The sequence below is a fragment of the Klebsiella sp. ZJOU C1 genome (assembly GCF_035620215.1).
Classification (GTDB): Bacteria; Pseudomonadota; Gammaproteobacteria; order Enterobacterales; family Enterobacteriaceae; genus Klebsiella; species Klebsiella variicola.
This window is the reverse complement of the sequence record NZ_CP141644.1, coordinates 2,260,811-2,284,189: the sequence shown is the minus strand read 5'-3', so window position 1 is coordinate 2,284,189 and position 23,379 is coordinate 2,260,811. Positions and strand designations below refer to the sequence as shown.

Here is a 23,379-nt window from a genome sequence, read left to right as displayed (position 1 = left end):
TACCCTGCAACATTTATTACAAATTATTTAGATAGTGTAGAATGCGCTATCTTGCAATGCCCTTTTTATAAATTCCCCCTGCATGCATCACACTATGTTAAGCTATCCAGGCACTTCTCAATTCACGCTGTTGAAATTTTTACGCCGCCATCTACACTCATTTTACTGTTATTTACCTGCCATAATGCGTCCTGCTGAATGCACCAGGTCGATAACAGACCTGTCACTCAAACTCAGCGCGGAATCAGGATATCCTTGCTATGGATTTTTATTTTTCCCGTTTTGAACATCGTCGACCGCCTGAGCCGCTCAGCACTCCGAGCTGGGTAAGAATGATCTGGCAGGTATTCGCTGTGGCCGCCCTGGTTCTTGGTGCCAATTATATTTACTGGCGCTGGACCGCGTCCTTAAACACTGACGCATTGTGGTATGCAATCCCTCTGGTGCTGGCGGAAACCCTGGCGTGGATTGGCACAGTTCTGTTCACCATTAATTTATGGCAGGAAAAAGATCCTCCGCCAGGCGTCCCCCCGACGGAGATCAACGACTGTCTGCGAGCGGATGAAGCGGTGGAGTCGAGGCCGATTAAAGTCGATCTGTTTATCGCCACCTATTCCGAAGACGTGGAACTGGTCAGGCTGTCGATCCGTGACGCCATGCAGATGACCTATCCCGGTCCGCTCGACTATAAGGTGCATGTCCTTGACGACGGGCGTCGCCCGGAAATGAAGGCGGTCTGCGAGCAGGAGGGGGCGAACTACATCACCCGTCAGAGTAATATCGGCTATAAAGCCGGTAACCTGCGCAACGGGCTGGAACATACCGATGGCGACTTTCTGATCATCTGTGATGCCGATACCCGCGTTTTCCCAACCCTGCTGAGCCACACGCTCGGCTACTTTCGCGATCCGGACGTCGCCTGGGTGCAGACCCCGCAGTGGTTTTTCGATCTCCCTGAGGGGGAGGATCTGGCATGCTGGCTGCGGCGTAAAGCTGGCGGCGCAGGCTACGGGGTGGGCTGGCTGGCGCAGAAAATCGTCGGTCCGGTGACCATCGGTCGCGATCCGTTTTTCAACGATCCGCGCATGTTTTACGACGTGATTTTACGGCGCCGTAACTGGGCTAACGCCGCGTTCTGCTGTGGTGCCGCCTCCGTTCACCGACGGGAAGCGGTGATGCAGGCGGCACTGCGCAGCTACGTCTGGAGCGTTGACGCCGAGATCGACCGTCATACGCGGGATATTCGCGACCCGGTAACGCGGGAAGCGCTGCAGGACGCCATGCGCCCCCACGTGGCCTTTGATACTGAACTGACGCCCTATAAGTTCCACGTCTCAGAAGATATTTATACCTCCATCCTGCTGCACGGCGACGCTGCTCGCCGCTGGCGCTCAGTAATGCACCCGCGGATCGAGTCCAAAATGCTCTCTCCGCAGGATATGCTGACGTGGATGATCCAGCGCTTTAAGTATGCCGCCGGATCGCTGGATATCCTGTTCCATGACAACATCTTCAGCCGACGCCGCTTTAAACTCTCGCTGCCGCAAACGCTGATGTACGCGACCACCTTCTGGTCCTATCTGGCCTGCGTGTGGAACACCGTGTTCCTGATCTCGCCTGTTATCTATCTCTTCACCGGCATTCCCCCAGTGTCGGCGTGGTCTACCCCTTTCTATCTGCACTTTTTACCCTTTTTTATTGTCTCCGAACTGGCCTTTATGTTCGGCACCTGGGGCATTTCTGCCTGGGACGGCCGGGCCTCTTACCTCTCCTTTTTCTCGATGAATCTGCGGGCGCTGGACACCGTTTTGCGCGGGGAGCAGATCAAATTTCACGTTACGCCGAAAGAGCGACAGACGGGCCGTTTTCTCTATCTCGTCAAGCCGCAAATTGCCATCGTTTTGCTCACCCTGACAGGGCTGATATGGGGCGGCATTCAGGTGGCGCGCGGTGAGGTTGACGACCCCTCCGGGTACGTCATCAACATTTTCTGGGGCGCGGTGAATATTGCCGCCATGCTGCCGTTGATTTTCGCCGCCATGTGGACGCCCCCCGAAGAGCAGGAGGCGAGCCGATGAGGATCCGCGACGCCCTGCTCTCCGCCCGCAGCTATCTCACCATCCTCATTGGCTTCCTGCTGGGTTTTGCGATTGTCGTATGGGTGGAAAAACAAATGCCTGCGCGCGTCGAGAGCAGCGGTGGGATGACGTTGAGCCAGGATTTTCCGCCGCTCCCTGCCCCGCGCGAGCTGACCTTTGACGAGGCGATCTGGGCGCGAGTGGCCTGGCAGTATTATGTGAATAATACTCAGCCAAACGGTCTGGCCAATGCGCACGATGACGAACCCTGGCTTAGCCTGTGGAGCGTCGGCAGCTATCTTTTCGCCGTGGTCGCCGCAGAGCAGCTGCATATTGTGACCGCCGCCGAAGGCGATGAGCGCATTGCCGCCGCCCTGTTTACGCTCGGTCAACTGCCCCTCAACGCCCAGGGATTGCCCGCCGCTCAGTACCATGCCGACACGTTGCAGATCCTCGGCAACCCGGACTCCTCCGCCATCGGTATGGGACGCCTGCTCACCGCCCTGCAAACGCTGCTCTGGCGCTATCCTCAGCACGCCGCCGCGGTGCGGGATCTGTTTAATCAGTGGCGGGTCGGCGCGCTCATCAGCAACAGCCCCGCCAGCCAGGCCGCGGCGCCGCTGCACCACTGGGCGCTGGCGGCGGATGAACCGCGGGACAGCTTTGGCTACCGGCTGTATGCCAGCCATACGCTGCGGCTGATCGACAGCGCCGCGGGGCTGGCGGTGACCAACCCGCCGCAGGGGCAGCAGATGATCGACATCGACGGCATCATGGTGCCCGACGAGGGGCTGCGCACGCCGTGGGGGCGGCAACCTTCGCTGATCAGCCTGCCGTACCTGCTCACCGGGCTTGAGCTGGGCTTTGACGCGCAGAGTGCGGAGATCGCTTGGCGCATCATGCAAATCCAGCAGCGCCGTCATAGCCTGAGGGTCAGCAAGCCGCCGATCAGCACCGACTACGCCGAGCCCGCGCCGGATTATGCCAGCGCGCTGGCGGACCGGCAGCCGCAGAGCGCCTTCGCCCCGCGCAGTGCCACCCCGGAGCAAACGGCGATCACCTCTACCCGCACCGCCTTTGCCTGGTACGCCCTGTTCCGCAATAGCTGGAGCGAAGCGCTGCGCCAGCAGGTCCAGACGCTGCAGGTCCCGGGCAAGGGCTGGCAGCGTGGGTTAAATCTCAACCGCAGCGTCAACGACGTTGTTGACGGCGATACCAACGCGATCGTGCTGGAAAGCCTGGCCTACATTTCCCGGGGGCAGATGCTGTGTCTGGCCTGCCTGAGCCCTGCCCCTCTACCCTCGTCCTCAGCAGGAGCAACGCCATGAAGCTGACCTATTTTTCCCGTTTTCCCCTGCTGGCCGGACTCATGGCGCTGTGGCTCTCACTCTCCGGCGCGCAGGCCGCGACCGGTCTGCCGGCTGCGGAATACGCCCCGCGTAGCGGGGAGCTGACGCCGAGGGAGATGACTATCGCCAGAAATGCCTGGCAATATTTCGTCGCCAACTTTCAGCCCACCACCGGGCTGGTCAATGCGGTAAACAAATACCCCTCGACCACCATGTGGGACAGCGCCTCCTATCTGGCCGCCATGACCGCGGCCCGTGAGCTGGGAATTATTGACAAGGCGGAGTTCGACCGTCGGATGCTGAAGTTTCTCGCCACGCTGAATAAGCTCGATTTATTCCGTAACGAATTACCTAACAAAGCCTATAACACCGTGAGCGGACAAAAGGTGAACTACCAGAATAAACCGGGTGAAATCGGCTATTCGGCGCTGGATATCGGCAGAATGCTGGTCTGGCTGAAGGTGATCAAGGAGCGCTATCCGGAATACAGCAACAGCATCGATAACGTGGTGCTGGGGTGGGATTTCAGCCATGTGGTCGACCCCTGCGGCACGCTGTATGGGGCTTATCTGGAAAACGGCCAGCCCAAATACGTTCAGGAAGGACGCCTCGGCTACGAGGAGTACGGCGCGGCGGGCTTTCAACTGTGGGGATTTAATACCTGTCAGGCCAGCCGGCCCCAGCCTTATGAGCTGGCGGAAATTTACTGCGTGATGGTCCCCTATGATTCTCGCGACCCGCGGCAAACCAGCCAGCATAACTATGTGGTCAGTGAATCTTACGTGCTATATGGCATGGAGTTTGGCTTTGATAATCCTGCTGACCGGAACGATAGCCCGCGCGAGTACTCCCATCCATGGATGAAAAACTTTGCCGACCGGGTCTACCAGGCCCAGGAGAATCGCTACGCCATCACTGGGATCCTCACCGCTCGCTCCGAGCATCAGCTCGATAAATCCCCGTACTTTGTCTATGACACCGTGTTCAGCGACGGTTTTAACTGGAACACCATAACCGACAAAGGCCAGTTCGTACCGAACAGCGCCGCGGTGTCGCTCAAAGCGGCGATGGGGATGTGGGTGCTGTGGAACTCGCCCTATACCGATCGTTTGCTGGACGCCATTGAAAATGCGAACGAAGCGGGAAAAGGCTATTACGAGGGACTGTATGAAAACGGCGACGGGCCAATCAATGAGTTCACCGCCAACAATAACGGCATCATGCTGGAAGCGCTGCTGTTTAAAAAAGAAGGCAAACTGCTGCAGTTTTCCAGCGACAATCCGAAAAACCGCGATTTCGCGCCGTCGCTGTGGGACAAAAAGCTGGTGGATCTCTTTGAGCCCAATAACGGCCCGCGCAACCGCCCCTTCCTGAGCAATACCCCTGCCGTCAAGACATGGTGCGAACAGACCGGAACCACGCAGCGCACCCAACCCGCCTGCCAGGCCTGCCAGTGCGCCGCCTGCAAGGCTGACGAGCCCGTTAAACTTCCGCCGGTGACCGCGCAATGCTTAAAACCCTAGCTCGCTGGCTGACCGTCGCCATCCTCCTGCTGCTTATCGCCCTGGCGCTGTTCAGTCGCGAAGGCGCGGGGTGGCGCTGGCTGACCAAAGGCGGCTGGCACACCACCGCCCGTATCAGCAGCCTGACGCCGCAGGAGCGGACGTGGGCGCAGATCGCCTGGCGGTACGTCGAGAACAATACCCAGCCGCAAACCGGCCTGGTCAACGGCAGCGACAAACAGCCGCGCGCGACGCTGTGGCAGATGGGCGACACCCTTATCGCCCTGCTCGCCGCCAGAGAGCTGGGGTTGGTAAAGGAAGCGGAATTCGACGCCCGCCTGACGCCCCTGCTCGGCACCCTCAATCGCCTGACGCTGACCGACGGCGGTTCTCCGGGCAGGCTATACTCCACTCAGACGGCGACCCCTGTCGACTTCAGCGGCAAACCGGCGGCCAGCGGCTGGTCAGCAAAAGATATGGCCCGACTCATGCTCGCCCTGCGGCTCACCGCCGAACGCGCGCCGCAGTACGGCGAGTACATTGATAAAATTATCCTGCGCTGGAACTTCTGTCCGGTGATCGATAAAGACGGAGAGCTGTGGTCCGCCTCACTGCAGAACGGCCAGCAGACGATCCGCGAGGAGCTTCGGCTGGGAGACAGTGAATACGCCGCCAGCGCGTTTCGCCTGTGGGGATTCCCGGCCGGCAAGGCCTTCTCTCCCCCAGCGCGGAATGTGATTATGTATCAGCGTCGCCTCGCCGTTGACGACCGCGACCCGCGAACCACCTGGCAACCCGTGGTGCTCTCCACTCTGCCCGCCATGCTACCGGGACTGGAGTTCGGCTGGCAGCCGCCCGGCGTGCCGGAAGAGGTACAAAAAGCCATGCGCGAACGGGCGGAAGGGATATGGCTCAGCCAGAAAACGCGCTGGACACAGGATAAAGTGCTAACCGCCCGGGCCGATTTTTCGCTTACCCAGGCGCCCTGGCACGTGGAAGACACCGTCTGGGGGAATGGCTACGCCTGGAATACGCTCGGGGACGACGGGAAGTACTACCCCCGGCTGGCGCAGGTGACCACCAAAGCGGTCTTTGTCTTGTGGACGCTGTGGGAAACCGAGTATACCGATGCGCTGATGGCGGTCACTACCCATCTTAACGACTCGCAGCGCGGCTGGTTTGAAGGACGGGTCGAGGCCACCGGCGACGTCAACGCCACCCTCACCCTCTCCACTAACGCTATGGTGCTGGAGGCGCTGTTTTACAAACACAACGCCGGGCCGTTGTTCAAAAACGGCCTCGCGGATGACAACAGCTACTTTGCCCACCGCGCGACGGACGAATTTAACCCGCCCCGCCGCTGCCTGCCGGGCGAACGGGTCATTAGGAGCGCACCATGAAGTTTTATCGCGATCTTTTTGAAGCCAGTCTGAATCGTGTCGTACCGGAGCACGACAAACAGCGCTTCTTCCAGGCCTTCTACAGCACCTTTATCCATATGTCACCGGAAACCGAGCAGCACTTCTCCCAACGCTCCGGCGAGGAAGGCCAGCAGATGATCTTTAAAAGCTTTTTCGCCATGCTGGCGGTCAACGGCGACCTCTTCGTACCCGATTTTCTGGAACGGCTGGCACGCGAGCAGAGCGAGGAAGGCCTGCGTCTACCGCCGCGGTTTTTTGCCCTCTGGCGGGAAGCGATGCTCAAAACCGTCCGCGCCAGCGATCCACTGTGCGATGAAGAGATCCTCACTGCATGGGCAATGGCGATCGCCCCTGGTCTTGAGTATCTGCGCCGCCAGGCGGAGCTCCACTATCAAACTGTTGGCCAGTAATCATGCATGCCGCTAACCGTACCGACCTCAACCTCCTGCCCTCAGCGGTGATGATCTACGATGATCGCGAACGGCTGCAGGCCTGGAATGATAAGGTGGCGCTGTTTTATCCAACGATCGCACCCTGGCTCGCCGTCGGCGCCACTATTGAGAGCCTGGCCGAGAAGTTTATCGATGCCGGATATAACATCGACCCAGGCCGGCAACAGACGCTGCGCGAGGCGATTATCCGCAACTGCCGCCAGACGAACCACTGCGAGGTCCGCCAGTCGGGCAACCGCCGGATTTACATTCAGCATCAGCGGCTGGCGGATGGCGGGATTGTCAGCCTGCATACCGACATCACCGAGCTTGACGAGGCCCGGCGCTCACGTCACCAGCTTCATGACGACTTTTTATTCACCGCGGAGTCGATCCAGATCGGTATCTGGGACTGGCAGGTCTCCCACGACAACCTGCAGGTGAATGACACCCTGCTGGCGATGGTCGGCCAGTCGCGGGCCCAGTGGCGCTATCCGCTGCGTTTTATGCTCAATCTGGTCCACGAGGACGATCGCACTACCCTGCAACAGGCGATGATCGCCTCGCAAAACGAGCATATGCCGTTTTTTGAATGTGAACTTCGTGTCCAGCACCCGACGCAGGGCTGGCGCTGGATGCTGCTCTCAGGGCAGATCGTCACCCTCAACATGCAGCAGCAGGCAGAGCGGGTGATCGGCACCTTGCAGGATATTACCCGGCGCAAAGCCGCAGAGCTGCTGGCCATTGAGGCGGCGAAGGAGGCCCGCGAGGCGAACGAAGCGAAAAGCGCCTTCCTCGCCAATATGAGCCACGAAATCCGCACCCCGATGAACGGCATTCTCGGCATGACGCAGCTCTGCCTCGATACGCCGCTGACCGCGGAGCAGCGGGAGTACCTTTCGCTGGTGATGAGCTCAGCCCAGTCGCTGCTGCACATTATTAACGACATTCTTGATTTCTCACGCATTGAGTCGGGCAAGATGCAGGTGGACGAAGAGCCGCTGGAGATCCGCCCCTTTATCCAGTCGCTGATCCGCCCGCATATGCCTGCCGCCAGCGAAAAGGGCATTGAGCTGCTGGTGGACATCTCACCTGCGGTACCGGAGGTGCTGATCGTCGATGGCCCCCGGCTGCGGCAAATCCTGACTAACCTGTTGGGTAATGCGCTGAAGTTCACACATCAGGGGGAGGTTCTGCTGGCGATTGCGCCGGCCGACGACGAAAGCCGCTGGCGCTTTCGCATACGCGATACCGGCATCGGCATCGCCCCGGAGAAGCAAAAGGCGATCTTCGAGGCCTTCAGCCAGGCCGATAGCTCTACCACCCGCCGCTACGGCGGCACCGGGCTGGGGTTAACCATTTCGGCCCGCCTGGTCAGCCTGATGGGCGGCGAGCTGATGGTGGAGAGCCAGCCCGGGGCGGGCAGCGAATTTGCCTTCACCCTGCCGCTGGAAGGCCTGCACGCCGCGGCCTCCGGTAGCGCTCCGCTGAGCCGCTTCAACAACCAGCGGGTGCTGGTGGTTGACGACAACAGCACCAACCTGCGCCTGCTCGACACCATGCTTCGCCAGATGGGGCTGATGCCAAGCTGCGTGGACAACGCCGGCGAGGCGCTACGCCGGGCCGCCGAAGGGCCGCCCTGGCCGCTGATCCTGCTCGACGCGCAGATGCCGGATATGGACGGCGTATCCCTGGCGCTGGAGCTCTCCGCCCTGCCCGAGGCCCGGCAGAGCCAGATCATTATGCTCAGCTCCATGAGCCGCCATTTTGACGCCAATATGCTTAAGCGCATCGGTATCGCCCACTATCTGCATAAACCGGTGGCGCAGCGCGAACTGCATCAGGTTATCGCCGGTATTCTCCTTCCCACGCCGGTGGTGGCGACAGCGCCAGCCCCCGTTGCGGAACCGGTCAGGGACCAGACCGGGCTGCATATCCTGCTGGCTGAGGACAACCTGGTTAATCAAAAGGTCGCCAGACGGCTGCTGGAGCAGTTGGGTCACCGCTGCGAGGTGGTGAGCAACGGCCGGGAGGCGCTGGAGCGCTGGCGCGCAGCCTGCTGGGATCTCCTGCTGATCGATCTGCAAATGCCGGAGATGGACGGTGAAACCGCCATCCGTCTGCTGCGCGAAGAGACGCCGGCGCTGGGCAGGCAACATCAGCCCGCGATGGCCATGACCGCCCATGCCATGCAGGGCGATAGAGAGCGCTGTCTGGCGATGGGCTTCGACGGCTATATCGCCAAACCAGTGAGTCTTGAGGCGCTACGGGAAGCCATCGCCCGCGTCGGCGCAGCGGAAGATAGCGGTTTGGAGGAAGAGAAAGGCCTGCCGGACGAGGCCCACCTGCTAAAACAGTGCGCAGACGATCCTGAGCTGGTCGAGGAGCTGCTGGGACTCTTCGCTGAAAGGCTTGATGCTGCGATCATCGCCCTCACCCACGCCATTGATACTAATGACCGGGAGACGTGGCGCCGCACCGCCCACAAACTGCGCGGCGAGGCGGTCACCCTCGGCTTTCAACGCCTTGCCGGGGTGCTCCAGCAAATGGAGAGCCGGGCGACGTCGCCCGGCCAGACCGTGCCAGATGACCTGCGCGACGCGCTGGCCGAGGCAACCACAGGCTGCCACCGGTGGCTACATCGCAGATCGCAGGAGGTCCTCCGTGATCGTTAAACGCCTTCTGCTGCTGATGGTTTGCCTGCCGCTGGCGCATGCCGGTTCTGCGCCGGTGACCTGGTCACTGGCCGGACAATGGCGGGTGCATGACGCTAACGACAGCGCCTTCGACGGCGCGCAGGCTTCGGATGGCGACTGGCGCACGCTGCGAGTACCGGCAAACTGGTACAGCGCTGGATACGATCATCAGGGCGCCCTGTGGTATCGCCATCAGTTTACCCTGCATGGCCTGTCGCCGGATGCCATGGCTACCCTGGTGTTTGACGGCGTCGATTACTTTGCCGAGGTGGCGCTCAACGGCAAGACGCTGGCCCGACACGAGGGCTATTTTCAGCGCTTCCCGGTGGACATCAGCGGGGCCGTACGCCGCCATAATCAGCTCGCCGTGCGGGTCGACAGCCCCTATGAAGACCCGCAAAAGATCTGGCCGCTGCACAAAACGCTGATGAAAGGGATCTTGAATCAGCACGACACCCGCCCGGGCGGCGCCTGGTCGGTTCAGGGGCAGGATGCCAACTCCGGGGGGATCTGGGCGCCAGTGAAGCTCCATCTGAGCCGCGGCGTCACCATCGACGAGGTGATCCTGCGCCCGGACTGGCAACAGGGGCTGGAGCAGCCCATGCTGCGTGCCGAAATCCGCTATCGGGCTGTGACGCCCGGCCCCGTCACGCTACGCCTGACGGCTACCCCGGACAATTTTTCCGGCCCACGTTTTCACCAGGCCTTCGCGGTCACTCTGGAGAAAACCGCAGGCGTCCTGCACGTCTCGCTGCCCATGCCGTCCGCGAAGCTCTGGTGGCCCGTGGGCGCAGGCAAGCCGAACCTCTACCGGGTGCGCGCCACCCTAACGGATAACCGGGGGATGATGGATACCGCCGTCACCCGCACCGGATTACGTAAGGTGGAAGCGCTGGCGGATAATCAGGGCTGGCGCATCAACGACAGACGGCTGTTCATTAAGGGTAGCAACTATATTGGCTCCCCATGGCTAAGCACCATGACGCGGAAAAAGTACCGTCGGGATTTCAGGCTTGTCACGGCGATGAACGCCAACGCCATCCGCGTTCACGGCCACGTGGCGGGCCGCGCGCTGTATGAGGTGGCCGATGAGATGGGACTGATGATCTGGCAGGATGTCCCCCTGCAATGGGGTTACGATGACAGCGCCGCCTTCGCCGAGAACGCTGTGCGCCAGACCCGGGCGATGATGGACCAGTTCGGCAATTCACCGGCGATTATTGTCTGGGGCGGCCACAACGAGCCGCCGTGGAACTCGCCGTGGATGGAAAAACGCTTCCCCGACTGGCGTAAAACCTTAAATCAAACCTTGACGCAGCGGGTGGGCGATGCGCTGGCGGAAGATACCTCCCGCATCGTGCATCGCTTTTCCGCTGTCGAAGAGCACTACTGGGCAGGCTGGTATTTCGGCACCCTGCGCGACCTGCTCGCCCCGGCGAAAACCGGAATTATTACCGAGTTTGGCGCCCAGGCGCTGCCCCGGCTCTCCACCCTGAAGACCATTATCCCGGCTCATCTGCTGTGGCCGAAAACGACCGCCGCTGACGACCCCGGCTGGGTGCGATGGAAGTACCATAATTTTCAGCCTTTCCAGACCTTTAAATTTGCCGGTATTCCACGAGGCAACAATATTCAGGAGATGATTGAAAACACCCAGGCATATCAGGCCAGACTGGTGGCGCTGGCGGCGGAGAGCTATCGCCGCCAGCGTTATCAGCCGGTGACCGCCCTGTTCCACTTTATGTTTGTCGAGACATGGCCCTCCATCAACTGGGGGGTGGTGGATTATCTGCGCCAGCCGAAGGCCGGTTACTATGCCCTGCAGCGCGCCTATCAGCCGATCCTGCCGTCCATCGAGCCGGTGACCGCCAGCTGGCGTCAGGGAAGCCCGGCGACGGTGCGCCTGTGGGCGATTAACGATACCTGGGCAGCCTGCGAGAATTGCCGCCTGACCTGGCAGGTCAGGCAAAATGGCCAGATGCTCGCTCAGGGAGAAACCTCGCTGACCCTGCCGCCCGACGCTGGCCAAATGGTCAGGGAGTTGACCGTCACCCCCGCCGGCCCGCAGCCCGTGACGATCGTCTACCGCATTGACAACCGTCGCGGCAAACACGTGGGTGCTAACCAGCATACCGAGCCCGTCGCCGCGGCGCAGGCGGGGAGATGAAGATGGAGCCAATCGGTGCCGCGGTCAGTCGTGGATTTTCACCCCCAGACAGCCGCGAACAAATTCAGGGTTAAAGTGTTTCACCGCTTCGCCAACGTAACCTAAATCCAGGGCGCCGATTTGCGCCATTTCGCTCGCGGTGAGCGAGAAATCCCAGATGGCAAAGTTCTCTTCAATACGCTCCTGGCGGGTGGATTTAGGGATCACCGTGACGCCACGCTGCACGTTCCAGCGCAGGATAACCTGCGCAATGGTTTTTTGATGGGCATCGGCAATCCCCTGCAGCATCGCCTCTTGATACGGATTATGTCTGCCACCGCCTAACGGCGCCCACGCTTCCGGCTGAACGTGATAATGCTTCATGGTTTCCAGCGCCGCAGGCTGCGCGAAATAAGGATGCAGTTCAACCTGGTTCACCATCGGCCTGATTCTGACAGTTTCGCAGAAGTTAGCTAACACATGGGGGTAGAAATTGGAGACGCCAATCGCTTTCAGCTTCCCGGCTTCATACGCGTCTTCCAGCGCGCGCCAGGCGCTGAAATAATCGCCCATCGCCTGATGCAACAGATAGAGATCGAAATATTCCAGCCCGGATTTTTTTAAGGACGCGGCAATCCCGGCTTTCGCCATCCCGGTGTTGGCCATGTCCTGGACCCACAGTTTGGAGGTTATAAACAGCGCCTCACGGGTACACAGACCTTCGGCGATGGCTTCGCGAACGGCCTCCCCCACCGCATCTTCATTATCGTAGACGGCAGCGGTATCGATAAGGCGGTAGCCGGTACGAATGGCGTTCAGCACTGACTGCTTACACTCTGCTTTATCGGTCACCTTAAAAACGCCAAAACCCAGCATCGGCATTTTAAGGTTGTTACTTAATACAGAATATTCCACGGTGAAGCTCCCCTCTTGTTAAAACATCATGGTAAGACAAGAACGCGGTCACGATTAGCCTGTCATTCCTGATTTGACTTATGCATTCAATTCATTAATCGCAGTGCGCTGAGATGATCTGATTTTGACAGAGAGCAGAAAAGTCCCCCCTGCCGCGCCCAGCAATAACAGACCGCTCAGTGCAAACGTGCTGTGCCATCCCAGACTATCAAACACCAGGCCGCCTGCCGTTGACCCGAGGGCAATCGATAGCTGGATCACAGCAACCATAAGACCACCGCCCGCCTCCGCATCTTCGGGCAGCGTCCGCGCAATCCATGTCCACCAGCCGGTGGGCGCCGCCGTCGCCAGCAGGCCCCACAGGCTTAACAGTACGGTGACAGCACCGGTATGGTGCCCGGCCAGCAAAAGCGCTCCGACAATCGCAGCCATAACCAAAGGGATAGCCACCAGCGTCGGATAAAACCGGGCGTGCAGAACGGTCGAAATGAGCAGCGTGCCGACAAAACCAGCGACGCCAATCGCCAGTAATATCAGGGGCAGACCAGAAGAACTGACCCGGGTCACCGTCTCCAGAAACGGTCGCACATAGGTAAATAAGGTAAACTGCCCCATAAAGAACAGCCCGCAGGCCAGCAATCCAAGGGATACCGTCGAGCGGCGGAACAGACGCAGCACGGTTCCCTGCCGCTGTGGTGCGCGCTGGCTTTTCATCGACGGCAGGCTAACGCATTGCCAGATGAAGGCTACCATCGCCAGCGGAACAAGACATAAAAAGGCACCGCGCCAGCCGACGGTGGCCCCCAGGTAGCTGCCCAGCGGCGCTGCCACAACGGTGGCCAGCGCGTTACCGCCGTTAAAGATGGCCAGTGCGCGGGGGACCTGGCGTTGCGGCACCAGCCGAATGGCCGTTGCCGCCGACATCGACCAGAAGCCGCCGATGACGATCCCGATGAGCGCTCTGCCCAGCATATAAACCGGGAAACTGGACGCCAGGGCAATCATCAATCCTGAGGCCGCCATCAACGCCGTGAGCCCCAGCAACAGCCATTTACGGTCCAGCGACCCGGTAAGACGGGAAATCGTCAGGCTGGTCAATACCGCCAGCGCGCCAGAAAGCGCGATCCCCTGGCCTGCTAATCCCTCGGTAATGTGTAAATCACCCGCGATGGGTGTCAACAGACTGACCGGCATAAACTCTGAGGCAATGAGCACAAATACGCAGAGCGTCATCGCCAGGACGCCGCTCCAGTATGCGCGGGTGTTATGTAATCCAGACATTATTTATCTCCGACAAAACAAAGCCGCCTGCAGGCGGCTTTGGGGATGTCTCCGGCACAGGAGAGCTATTGCAGGTTGGTTTTGAAAAATTGAGTGAATGTAGCAAAGGGAATTTTGCCCGCGACGTTGTCATAGAGATCGACGTGGTTTGCGCCAGGGACAATCACCAGCGCTTTCTCTTTACTGCCGATCGCCTTAAAGGCATCTTCGGCAAAATAGCGTGAATGGGCTTGTTCGCCGGTCACAATAAGCGTCGGAATAGTCACTTCGCTGGCGTAACTCAGCAGCGGCATATTCATAAACGACAGCGGCATCGTCGCATTCCAAGCCCCGGTTGAATTAACCGAACGCGCATGGAAACCTCGCGGCATACGGTAATAATCGAAGAACTCTTTCAGGACCGGATTGGGGTTGGCGGGCAAGGTTTCCGGCAAAATACGATCGGCAGCGCTGACGTTGCCTTTATCATCAACATATATGTCATGCCCACCGGGGGCGGAAGTGCCGTTTGCCGCATCCTTCCAGCGCTGCGCGTTCAAGTACTGCAGTACCGCTCGGCGGTCGGCTGTCGTGTAGCGGTCTTTGCCATCGCCTACCCCATGCCCCATCGCGCGGCTCATGTCATACATGACGCTGGTCGCCACCGCTTTGACGCGGGTGTCCATCGCCGCGTCGTTTAGGGCCATACCGCCCCAGCCGCAAATGCCGAGCAAACCGATACGGTTGCGATCCACCTCTTTTTGCAGGCCCAGAAAGTCCACCGCGGCACTGAAATCCTCGGTATTGATATCCGGTGAGGCCACGTTGCGTGGGTAGCCACCGCTTTCGCCCGTATAGGATGGGTCAAACGCCAGGGTGACAAACCCCTGTTCGGCCAGCGTCTGGGCATACAGGCCGCTGGACTGCTCTTTTACCGCGCCGAAGGGACCGCTCACGGCAATAGCTGCCAGTTTGCGTTCACCGCGATCCTTCGGCAGGTAGAGATCGCCAACTAAGGTTATCCCGTAGCGGTTCTGGAAGGTCACCTTACGGTGATCCACTTTCAAACTCTCAGCAAACGTTTTATCCCATTTTTCAATCAGTGAAACAGGCGCATTCGGGTTAATTGTCTCAGCATAGCTCATCGTTGTCACTCCAGTTAATGAGGCGCAAAGCAGCATGGCGGGTATCGCGGCTGTCAGTTTTTTGGTGAAAACCGTCATCAAAATTCCCCTAAATAAACGTGATCAATACAAGTCTCCAGTAGACAATGCAGCTTTGCTTTATTGTCGTGCGCTTAGTGTAGCCAGCAGTAATGGTTCTGATTAGTAGGTAAAAAATGCTAAAATTAATACCATATTGTTCTAAATGGCATGTGGATGACGAGGCAGGAGAATGGCGAAACGGGAAAACTATAATGACCTTTATCTGTTTATGCAGGTGGTGCGGGAAGGCAGTTTTACCGCCGCAGCGCAACGACTTGGCCTGGCGCAGTCCGGGGTAAGCCGTGCGGTTCGCGAACTCGAAGAGCGGCTGGGCGTTCAGCTTCTGGTGCGCACCACCCGCCGGTTGTCGCTCACTCAGGCGGGTGAGCAGCTCTATCACAATGTCGAATCCGGTTTCGACGCCTTAGATATGGGACTCGCCACGCTGGCCCACTATCGTCAAACGCCCTCCGGTACGGTACGCATCAATGCCAGCCAGCATGCCATTGATAAAGTCCTGCTGCCGAAGCTGGCAGTATTTAAACACCGCTATCCCGATATCAGACTGGAACTGATCAGCGAAAGCCGGTTTGTCGATATTATTGCGGAGCGATTCGATGCGGGCGTGCGTCTGGGCCCGGAAGTCGGGAGTGGTATGATTGCGGTACGCATTTCGCCCGATATGGAGATGGCTGTTGTCGGTACCCCGGAACATTTTCGCCGCTACGGCTTTCCACAAACGCCCGCCGATTTAGTCGCCCACCCCTGCATCGCTTATCAGTTCGGCGACGGCAGCCTTTACGCCTGGGAACTTAATGTGGATGGCAAAAAAATCGCCCACCCGCCTCAGGGACAGTGGGCTTTCGCCGATAGCTATATGGAGGCCAAAGCGGCGAGGCTCGGTCTGGGGCTGGCCTATGTCCCGGAAGAGCTGATTACCGACGATCTAGCCCAGGGCACACTTATCCGGGTGCTCCAGCGTTATAGCCAGCGTCTGGAAGGTTCATTTCTCTATTACCCGCACCGCAATGTGTCGCCCGCGCTGAGAGCGGTCATTGATACATTGCGAATGTAGCTGAGGTTGCCTGCAGGCAGCAGACCACCGGTAGCGGTTGGTGGAGGGGTCTGAACTCAGAGCTTTCGCTTAATTCCGAACCATGCAAATTGTTAGGCGAGGCGGAAATGATCTGATATCAGTATCAATTTTGCGACTTACCTATGTGATCATAAAGTTATAATACAGCACCGCTTCGTAACGAGTTAAAAAAACGCATATTTCCCTGCTACGCAAACCCTTTTTCTTCGCCTACCCACGCCTGTTGTTGAAATACCTCCAAAACGCTTAAGCATTCCTTTCCACCTCAGGGCTGCTACGCTAACTCTCAGTCAATGGCGAAGGAGGCGTAATGAAAGTCCTCAATATCCTGGTCCGTCGATGCGTGCTGATTACCCGCTTTGAAGAGACCGTTTCGTTTTATGAAAACCTTATCGCGCAGAAGGCAAGGTTGCGTTTCGACTATCCCGAATACGATCTCAAACTGGCGCAGGTGGGTTCAGTGCTTTTAATCGGCGGAACCGAGCAAAGCCTGGCGCCTTTTCGCGCCACCGAGGCCACTTTCCTGGTCAACGACATTACCGCCTGGGAGAAACATCTACCTTCCACCGGAGCAACGATTATCAATCCGGTGAAGGCCGTGCCCACCGGCTGGAACATGCTGGTTCGGCATCCGGATGGCATGATTGCCGAATACGTTGAGCATCATGACAAAAACCCAGCAGATGAGATCTTCTGATGCTTCGCTTTTAGAGGGTTGGACCTGGTATCAGTCGGCCATACTGCCAGAAAAGTGCGCTTTCTGCTGTAGCCAGAGAGGGAGAGAGGGAGAGAGGGAGAAACTGGCGCTGCAAGCCGCAGCGCCACAGTTATCCTCTTACCCGGGCAGCATCACAGACTGACACTGTTCAACCAGTTGAGCAGACTTGCCACTGAGTATTGCGTCGGTGCGCGCGATATCGGCTGCCCCGATGTTATCAACAGCAGCGTCGGCAGGCCGCGTACGCCGAGGTCGCTGGCCAGTTCCTGATGCAGGTCGGCATCCAGATAGCGCGTTTCAAACTGAGCAATCCGCTGGCTGAGTTTTTCATGGGCCAGTAGCTGCCAGAGTTTACGGCAGTGCACACAGCGCTCCGCGCCAACGAACAGCAGCACGGGTCGTTCACCCTCCAGTTCACTCGCCGCGCTTATCGGCCGGAATGCGCTTTCCGCAACGCGGAACAGCTTCGGACTGCGGCGCAGAGTATCGTTATCGGTTGCGACGCACAGCGCATCGGCGCTTTTACTGTACGGCTGTACGCCCGCCACGCGCACCACGCTCTGCGCCGGGCCCGCCGCCGCCGCGCCCGGCTGACGCAGAGTGCGGACATCAACTGCCGCAATCGGCGTCTCCTGTGGTTGCGCAAGCTGCGGGATCCACGCGTAAGGAATGCGGTAGGCGCGGTAAACCATATTATTATTCAGCGTCTTACCCCAGAACGGCGAAATGTATTCCCAGACAATGTCGTGATCGCGGGTCACTTCAAAAATGCGGCCGTTCGAACCTTCGTTAATCAACGTATTGCCATTTTCCAGGCGCTGCATATTGCTGATATACGGACTGTAGAAGCGGTAGGAATCAGTCGGTTGTGGCAGGTCCGCTTCATAAGGCGAGTAGCGCCACTCAATATCGAGGGTCAGCGGGTTGATCTCAAGGATCCGTGAATAATCGCGCCAGGCGTTTTTCACCCCATCCGCCGACGCCGGATTAGGCGCACCGTATCCGGCCCAACCGCCGTTGTCGAAAATCAGGATATTGCCCGCGCCCGGCAACCCCTGGGGGATCATATGCGCATGATGCTGGCCGATGATCCAGCCGATGTGCTTCAGCTCCGGTTTGCTGTAGTCCGGGCCGAGCTGCCAGACAATTTTGCCGCTCTGCTTATCGATAATGGCGATAATGTTGGATTCGCGGGCGTCCCAGATAATATTGTCGGGATGAAAGCGCACATCGCCGGCGTCATACCATTTATTCGGCCCCAGCGCCGACATCGAGTTGATATGCATCCAGTCGCCCATTCCGCCGCCGCTGGCACGCATATTCGGGTTATTGTACAGCGCGGTGCGCGCCGCATCGTCGAAGCCCAGCTCATGAAAATGGTCGCTGCAGCGCCACTCCCAGACCACATTGCCCTGCCAGTCGACTTCAATAATGGTGTCGTCCAGCAGCAGCTTGTCGGAGATCGCTTCATTAACCAGATTGGTGTGGGCGAGGATCAGGGTATTGCCGCCATCGACCTGCGGCTCCAGCCCCGGCGCGTAGTAGCCGACGGGGTTACCCGCTCGCTGATAGTCGTGATGAGCGCGCGCCATCCAACGCGTTTCATTGCCGGGGTCGCTGACCTGTTCGTAGTGGTCGAATTTCCAGGTCACGTTGCCCTCCCAGTCCACCTGGATCAGATCGAGCATATCCTGCATGCCATAGCGCGGGTCGCGCTCGCCGCTGTGGCCAAGGATGGCGCCGCCGGGCAGAATTTTGTTGGGAAACCCATGCAGTTCAGGCCATTCCCGCACCACGTGACCATTCATATCCACCAGTACCGCGCCGTGTTCGGTGGCCTGGAAAAGGGTGTAGCCGCTCCAGGCGCGCTGCGGATCGTAAAGTGTGGCGCTGGTCGGGTAAACGGAAGGATGTCCCATATGTTGCTCCTTAAATAATAAAATCAGACAGAAGTAATCAGGTTGCGAATGTGTCGGCAGGCGGCGGTAAACGAGTCATCATCACGCTGGCGCGGATGAGGCAGCGCCAGGTTCACGATTTCTCGTATCCGCCCCGGACGCGGGGAGAGCACGACGACGCGATCGGCCAGGGCGACGGCCTCTTCCACATCGTGCGTCACCAGTAACGTGGTGGTTCCCGCGCTTTGGTGGATCTGTAAAAGTTCCTGCTGCAGGGTGTGACGCGTCAGGGCATCCAGCGCGCCGAAAGGCTCATCGAGCATCAGGATCTGCGGGCGGGCCACCAGACCGCGGGCAATAGCCACCCGCTGGGCCATGCCGCCGGAAAGCTGCGCGGGCAGCGCGCTGGCGAACTCGCTGAGCTGCACGCGCGCCAGCATCTCCAGTGCCCGCTGGCGCTTCGTCGCCCGGGTGAGCTTTTCATCCGCCAGACCGAGCATCACGTTGTCGAGCACGTTAAGCCACGGGAACAGGCGCGGCTCCTGAAACACAATGCCGCGCTCTTTGCCCACGCCGGTGACCGGCTCGCCGTTAATACAAATATCCCCCTGGGTGGCAGACTCAAGGCCCACCAGCATCCGTAGCAGCGTCGATTTACCGCAGCCGCTGCTGCCCACCAGCGCGACCAGTTCACCGGCGGCGATATCCAGGTTGAAATTCTGTAGCGCCGTCACCTGTTGCCAGGATTTACGCACGTGGCGAAAAGAGACCAGAGTTGAAGAGGTCATAACTGCTCCTGTTGACGCCAGCGGGTGGCGCGCATTTCCAGTAAACGTCCGGCTTTATCCAGCGCCGCGCCGGTGATACCGACCAGCACCATGCCGCAGAGAATAGTGGGCATATCCAGCAGCTGCTGGGCATTGATCATCAGGCTGCCGATCCCGACGCCGGAGGACATGAAATATTCCGCGCCGATATTGCCAAGCCAGGCGTAAATCAGCGCCAGCCGCAGACCGGCAAAGATCCCCGGCGCGGCACCGGGAAGAATGACCCGGCGCAGGCGCGCGAATTCGCCCAGCCGCAGCACCCTGGCGACTTCATCGAGTTGCGGGTTTCGCTGAAGCACCGCCTGCAGAGTGCTGAAGAACATAGGAAAGAACGACGCCAGCGCGATAAAGACGATTTTGCCGCCGTTATCGTTACCCACCCATGCCGTCAGCAGCGGCAGCCAGGCAAACAGAGCAATATGGCGCAGCACGTTAAGCGTGGGGGTAAAAATTTGTCCGGCGCGTGGGCGCAGCGCCAGCAGCAGTCCGCAGAGCAAACCGCCGGCAATCCCCAGCGCGCCGCCGACAACCGCTCTCCCCAGACTGGCCAGCATCGCGGCGCTCAGCTCTCCGCTCAGGATCCCCTGAACAAAACGTGCCGCCACCGCCAGCGGCGAAGAAAATAATCCGCTATCAATCCAGCCCCACTGGCTGGCCAGCTGCCACAGCGCCAGCAGGACTATCGGCAGCGGTAACGCCCGCCAGCTGGCCTGCGGTTTCCACGCCAGGCGTCCGGCGGCTGGTTGCGGCCAGAACACCAGTCGGGAACAGGCCCGATTCGCCGCCCACTCCATCAGCATGCCGCTCAGGCCAACCACCGCGATGGTGACAAAGACAATATCCAGCTGAAACAGCTGGCGGCCCCAGACCATCAGGTAGCCAATACCTTCGGAAGAAGCCAACAGCTCGACAACGATAAGCGATACCCAGGCCTGCGAAAGCGCCAGACGCAGACCGGTAAACCAGCCCGGCAGGCTTGCCGGGATCACCAGCCAGCGCAGCCGCTGCCAGCGGGAGAAGTTCATCACCCTGCCGGCTTCGCTCAGGGTCTGCGGCACGCTGGCTACCGCCTGCTGAGTGTTGATGGTCATCGGCACCACAGTGGTTTTCACGATAACCGCCAGCTTGAGGCCGTTATCAATCCCGAACAGCACCATCAATAGCGGGATCCAACCGAGCGTCGGAATTTGCGCCAGCGCGTAGAACAGCGGTTCCACCCGCTGCGCGGCCGCTGGCACCAGGCCAAACAGCGCCCCGAGCAGCGTGCCGGCGATGGCGCCCAGCAGCAGGCCAAGCGCCAGATGCTGGAGACTAAATCCCCACTGCGCCAGCAGATCGCCGCTCAGCAGCGACAATGCGGTATCGGCAACCACCGACGGGGCGGGCAAAATTTGCGCGGGCATCCATCCCTCGCGGGCGGCGATGTACCACAGCAACAACAGTAGCGCTGGCAGCAGCCACGGCCAGCCGTTAAGCCGGAAACCCGGCCTGCCAGGGGCATCGGTTCTTAAGATCATCTGCGACATATCGGTCCACTCATCGGAAAGTGATGCCGCTATGAAAACGTGACTCACGCTGCCCCGCTATTGCGTAAGGTGAATAATCTCGATGCATCGAATGCATTTCAGCCTGGCGGGCACGCGGCGTCTGATTTAGCTTTTTTTCACCCATGCTTGGCGAATAAAAGCATTTAACACACGGCCCGCCGGCTCTTTAGGGTGAGAAAAAAACTCAAGGGAGCAATACGTTATGATGAAAGCATTTTTTAGCCGCACCTTGCTGGCATTGGTCGCGGTCATCGGTCTGGCGGCAAACGCCCAGGCCGAGACGCTACGAACCATTCGCATCGGCGTGCCGGATCAGAGCGCCGGCAGTCAACCTTTTATTGAGGGGCCGGTCGGCATGGCGTTTATCCGCCATCAGCTGGAAGAGGTGTTTAAACCGCAGGGTGTGGAAGTGCAGTGGCAGTTTTTCAAGGGGGCAGGCCCGGCGGTGAATGAAGCGTTAGCCAACCGACAGCTTGATTTTGTTTACCTCGGCGATCTGGCGGCGATTATCGGTAAGGCCAATGGTCTGCCGACACGCCTGCTTCTGGGCAGCCGCGGCTCGGAATCCTGGCTCGCGGTAACCAAAGCCTCGGGTATTAAAACGCTGGCCGACCTGAAAGGCAAACGGGTGGCGGTCTATCGCGGTACGGCGGACCAGCTGGCCTTTGACCGGGCGCTGCAAACCGCCGGCCTCAATGAGCGCAGTTTGCAGGTCATCAACCTTGACTGGAACGCGGGTAAAGCGGCGCTGGCGGCCGGTCGCGTCGATGCGGTATGGGGAGGCGTCTCCCTGCTGGCGCTACGCGGCGACAAAATTGATGTGGTGGTTAAAAGCGGCGATTCAGGCCGCCAGAACACCACTCAGGCGGGGTTCCTCGGCACGCAGACGTTTATCGAGACCTGGCCGCAGGCGACTCAGCAGATCGTTAATGTGCTGGTGAAGAATGCCGCTGAAATCAGCGATCCGGCTAATCGAGACGCCTGGTCTGCTGAGATGGCGCAGCAAAGCCAGATCCCCAAGGCGTTATTTCTGGAAGCGCTGCAGCCACAGGATCTGAACTTTACCACCTCACCGCGTATTGACCCGTTCCTGACCGGCAGCTTCAGCAGTAGCGTCGAGCAGGCTAAATCGGGTCGTCTGATCCGCAGCGCTTTTGACGTTAAGCAGTGGGTGGACGGCCAGTTTGTCGAGCAGGCGCTGAAAACGCAGCAACTGGAAAACCGCTGGCCACCGTACGATGCCAAAGGTGAGGCGAAAAACGCCGGTTAATCCCTCTCCTCCTGCGCCAGCAGCTGAAGCTGATGCTGACGGTCGGTATGGAGGATAATCTCAATCAGCCTCTCAACCAGCGGCGGCTGAATCGCGTGAACCGGGGAGATAATGGCAAACCGGGTCTGCATTAGCCGCCACTCATCTGGCAGATCGCTAAGTTCCAGTTTCACCAGCCGATGGCTGTGCTGGCACAACGCGAAGCCGTCCTCGTTGGCGAAGCTTATCGCGTGGGTTTGCGCCAGAGTGGAAAGCAGCGCGTAAATATGGTCGCACTGGATCGCGGGCGTAAAGTCCTGTTGCTGGCTGAGGGTCGCCAGTACCTTGCGTACCCCCGGCGGCAAATAGGGGGCGGCAAAAGGGTAGCGCAACATCTCCTGAATCGAGATCGTCCCCTGTTTTGCCAGCGGATGTTCGGCATGGCAGACAAAGAAACAGCGTTGTGGGCTAAGCGGCTGCACGCGTAACTGCGGGTCAAGCTCGGCCTGCCAGCTATCGGCGACCACAAAAGGATAGTGCTGGGAGGTAAGCGCCTGATGCAGAGCAAGCCAGTTATCAATGTGAAAACGCACCCTCGCCTGCGGCAAAAGACGATGAAACTCTCCGATGGCCGCCGGAATCAGCCTCGCGCCGGGAGCCGGGCCGCAGCCAAAAGCGACCTCGCCATTTTGCGCATCGTCCGCCTCACGCAGCTGGCTACTAAGCTCAATATTGAGTTCCTGAAAACGACGCGCATAAGGCAGCAGCTTTTGCCCGTGCAGCGTGAGCGTCGGTAGCTTACTCTGGCGGTCGAATAAAGGATGACCGACACTCTGCTCCAGCGCCTGAATGCTGCGGCTAAACGCCGATTGCGACAGGCAAACCGCCTCCGCCGCACGATTAAAACTGCCGTACTCCACTAGCGCTACAAAATTGCGTAACTGGCGAAAATCCAGATGCATCGATCCGCTCCCTTCCCTCTACTATTCAACAAAAGTACTGGAAGGCGGCCTGGCGGTAAACCACAGACACCACTCCCGG

Annotated in this window: 17 protein-coding genes; 10 read left to right on the top strand and 7 right to left on the bottom strand. The window is 59.3% G+C overall.

Annotated elements, in window-relative coordinates; all coding sequences use genetic code 11:
* Window positions 1–260: 260 nt before the first annotated feature.
* Genes SPE70_RS10790 through SPE70_RS10760 form a run of 7 tightly spaced genes read left to right on the top strand, consistent with a single transcriptional unit; the run spans window position 261 to window position 11,644 of the window.
* The gene (locus SPE70_RS10790) at window positions 261–2,078 is read left to right on the top strand and encodes a glycosyltransferase (RefSeq protein WP_004179513.1); all 1,818 of its coding nucleotides are present in this window, start codon (window positions 261–263) and stop codon (window positions 2,076–2,078) included.
* A complete protein-coding gene (locus SPE70_RS10785; protein WP_032700987.1) occupies window positions 2,075–3,406 on the top strand; it encodes a DUF3131 domain-containing protein in 1,332 nt (443 codons plus the stop codon). Before SPE70_RS10790 ends, SPE70_RS10785 begins: the two co-directional genes overlap by 4 nt.
* On the top strand, window positions 3,403–4,950 hold the full coding sequence (locus SPE70_RS10780) for a DUF3131 domain-containing protein (protein ID WP_008805206.1): 1,548 nt from the start codon (window positions 3,403–3,405) through the stop codon (window positions 4,948–4,950). The genes SPE70_RS10785 and SPE70_RS10780 overlap by 4 nt, the downstream gene beginning before the upstream one ends.
* Entirely contained in the window at window positions 4,935–6,329 is a 1,395-nt protein-coding gene (locus tag SPE70_RS10775; RefSeq protein WP_039103184.1) for a DUF3131 domain-containing protein, read from the top strand. Before SPE70_RS10780 ends, SPE70_RS10775 begins: the two co-directional genes overlap by 16 nt.
* A complete protein-coding gene (locus SPE70_RS10770) occupies window positions 6,326–6,760 on the top strand; it encodes a globin family protein (RefSeq protein WP_008805208.1) in 435 nt (144 codons plus the stop codon). The genes SPE70_RS10775 and SPE70_RS10770 overlap by 4 nt, the downstream gene beginning before the upstream one ends.
* 2 nt (window positions 6,761–6,762) lie before the next feature.
* The gene (locus SPE70_RS10765; protein ID WP_064170159.1) at window positions 6,763–9,456 is read left to right on the top strand and encodes a hybrid sensor histidine kinase/response regulator; all 2,694 of its coding nucleotides are present in this window, start codon (window positions 6,763–6,765) and stop codon (window positions 9,454–9,456) included.
* Window positions 9,446–11,644 carry a glycoside hydrolase family 2 protein gene (locus tag SPE70_RS10760; protein WP_008805210.1) on the top strand — a complete coding sequence of 733 codons (2,199 nt, stop codon included), beginning with the start codon at window positions 9,446–9,448 and terminating at the stop codon, window positions 11,642–11,644. Before SPE70_RS10765 ends, SPE70_RS10760 begins: the two co-directional genes overlap by 11 nt.
* Window positions 11,645–11,668: 24 nt before the next feature.
* Here SPE70_RS10760 and SPE70_RS10755 read toward each other — a convergent pair whose 3' ends face one another.
* The 3 genes from SPE70_RS10755 to SPE70_RS10745 all read right to left on the bottom strand — a co-directional run bounded on the left by SPE70_RS10755 (window position 11,669) and on the right by SPE70_RS10745 (window position 15,021).
* The gene (locus SPE70_RS10755; protein ID WP_040968414.1) at window positions 11,669–12,538 is read right to left on the bottom strand and encodes an aldo/keto reductase; all 870 of its coding nucleotides are present in this window, start codon (window positions 12,536–12,538) and stop codon (window positions 11,669–11,671) included.
* 78 nt (window positions 12,539–12,616) lie between these two features.
* Window positions 12,617–13,819, bottom strand: coding sequence for an MFS transporter (locus tag SPE70_RS10750; protein ID WP_064170160.1), 1,203 nt, complete (start codon window positions 13,817–13,819; stop codon window positions 12,617–12,619).
* A gap of 65 nt (window positions 13,820–13,884) precedes the next feature.
* Entirely contained in the window at window positions 13,885–15,021 is a 1,137-nt protein-coding gene (locus tag SPE70_RS10745; protein ID WP_032737094.1) for an alpha/beta hydrolase, read from the bottom strand.
* A 172-nt stretch (window positions 15,022–15,193) separates the two neighbouring features.
* On the opposite strand from SPE70_RS10745, the gene SPE70_RS10740 reads away from it, so the two are divergent.
* Complete coding sequence (locus tag SPE70_RS10740) at window positions 15,194–16,078, top strand: LysR family transcriptional regulator (protein WP_023340007.1); 885 nt, start codon at window positions 15,194–15,196, stop codon at window positions 16,076–16,078.
* A gap of 331 nt (window positions 16,079–16,409) precedes the next feature.
* On the top strand, window positions 16,410–16,796 hold the full coding sequence (locus SPE70_RS10735; protein WP_012968423.1) for a VOC family protein: 387 nt from the start codon (window positions 16,410–16,412) through the stop codon (window positions 16,794–16,796).
* Between the two features lie 152 nt (window positions 16,797–16,948).
* On the opposite strand, the gene SPE70_RS10730 is transcribed toward SPE70_RS10735, so the two are convergent.
* From SPE70_RS10730 to SPE70_RS10720, 3 genes are read right to left on the bottom strand one after another with little or no spacing between them, the layout of a single operon-like run.
* The gene (locus SPE70_RS10730) at window positions 16,949–18,736 is read right to left on the bottom strand and encodes an aryl-sulfate sulfotransferase (RefSeq protein ID WP_110216534.1); all 1,788 of its coding nucleotides are present in this window, start codon (window positions 18,734–18,736) and stop codon (window positions 16,949–16,951) included.
* Between the two features lie 23 nt (window positions 18,737–18,759).
* Window positions 18,760–19,503 (bottom strand): ABC transporter ATP-binding protein, encoded by a 744-nt coding sequence (locus tag SPE70_RS10725; RefSeq protein WP_008805217.1) that lies wholly within the window; start codon window positions 19,501–19,503, stop codon window positions 18,760–18,762.
* Window positions 19,500–21,068, bottom strand: a complete 1,569-nt coding sequence (locus tag SPE70_RS10720; RefSeq protein WP_012542007.1) for an ABC transporter permease — start codon at window positions 21,066–21,068, stop codon at window positions 19,500–19,502. Before SPE70_RS10720 ends, SPE70_RS10725 begins: the two co-directional genes overlap by 4 nt.
* A gap of 223 nt (window positions 21,069–21,291) precedes the next feature.
* On the opposite strand from SPE70_RS10720, the gene SPE70_RS10715 reads away from it, so the two are divergent.
* Entirely contained in the window at window positions 21,292–22,359 is a 1,068-nt protein-coding gene (locus SPE70_RS10715) for an ABC transporter substrate-binding protein (RefSeq protein WP_023297462.1), read from the top strand.
* On the opposite strand, the gene SPE70_RS10710 is transcribed toward SPE70_RS10715, so the two are convergent.
* The gene (locus SPE70_RS10710; protein WP_064170162.1) at window positions 22,356–23,300 is read right to left on the bottom strand and encodes a LysR family transcriptional regulator; all 945 of its coding nucleotides are present in this window, start codon (window positions 23,298–23,300) and stop codon (window positions 22,356–22,358) included. The two genes, SPE70_RS10715 and SPE70_RS10710, sit on opposite strands and share 4 nt — an antisense overlap.
* Window positions 23,301–23,379 lie beyond the last annotated feature (79 nt).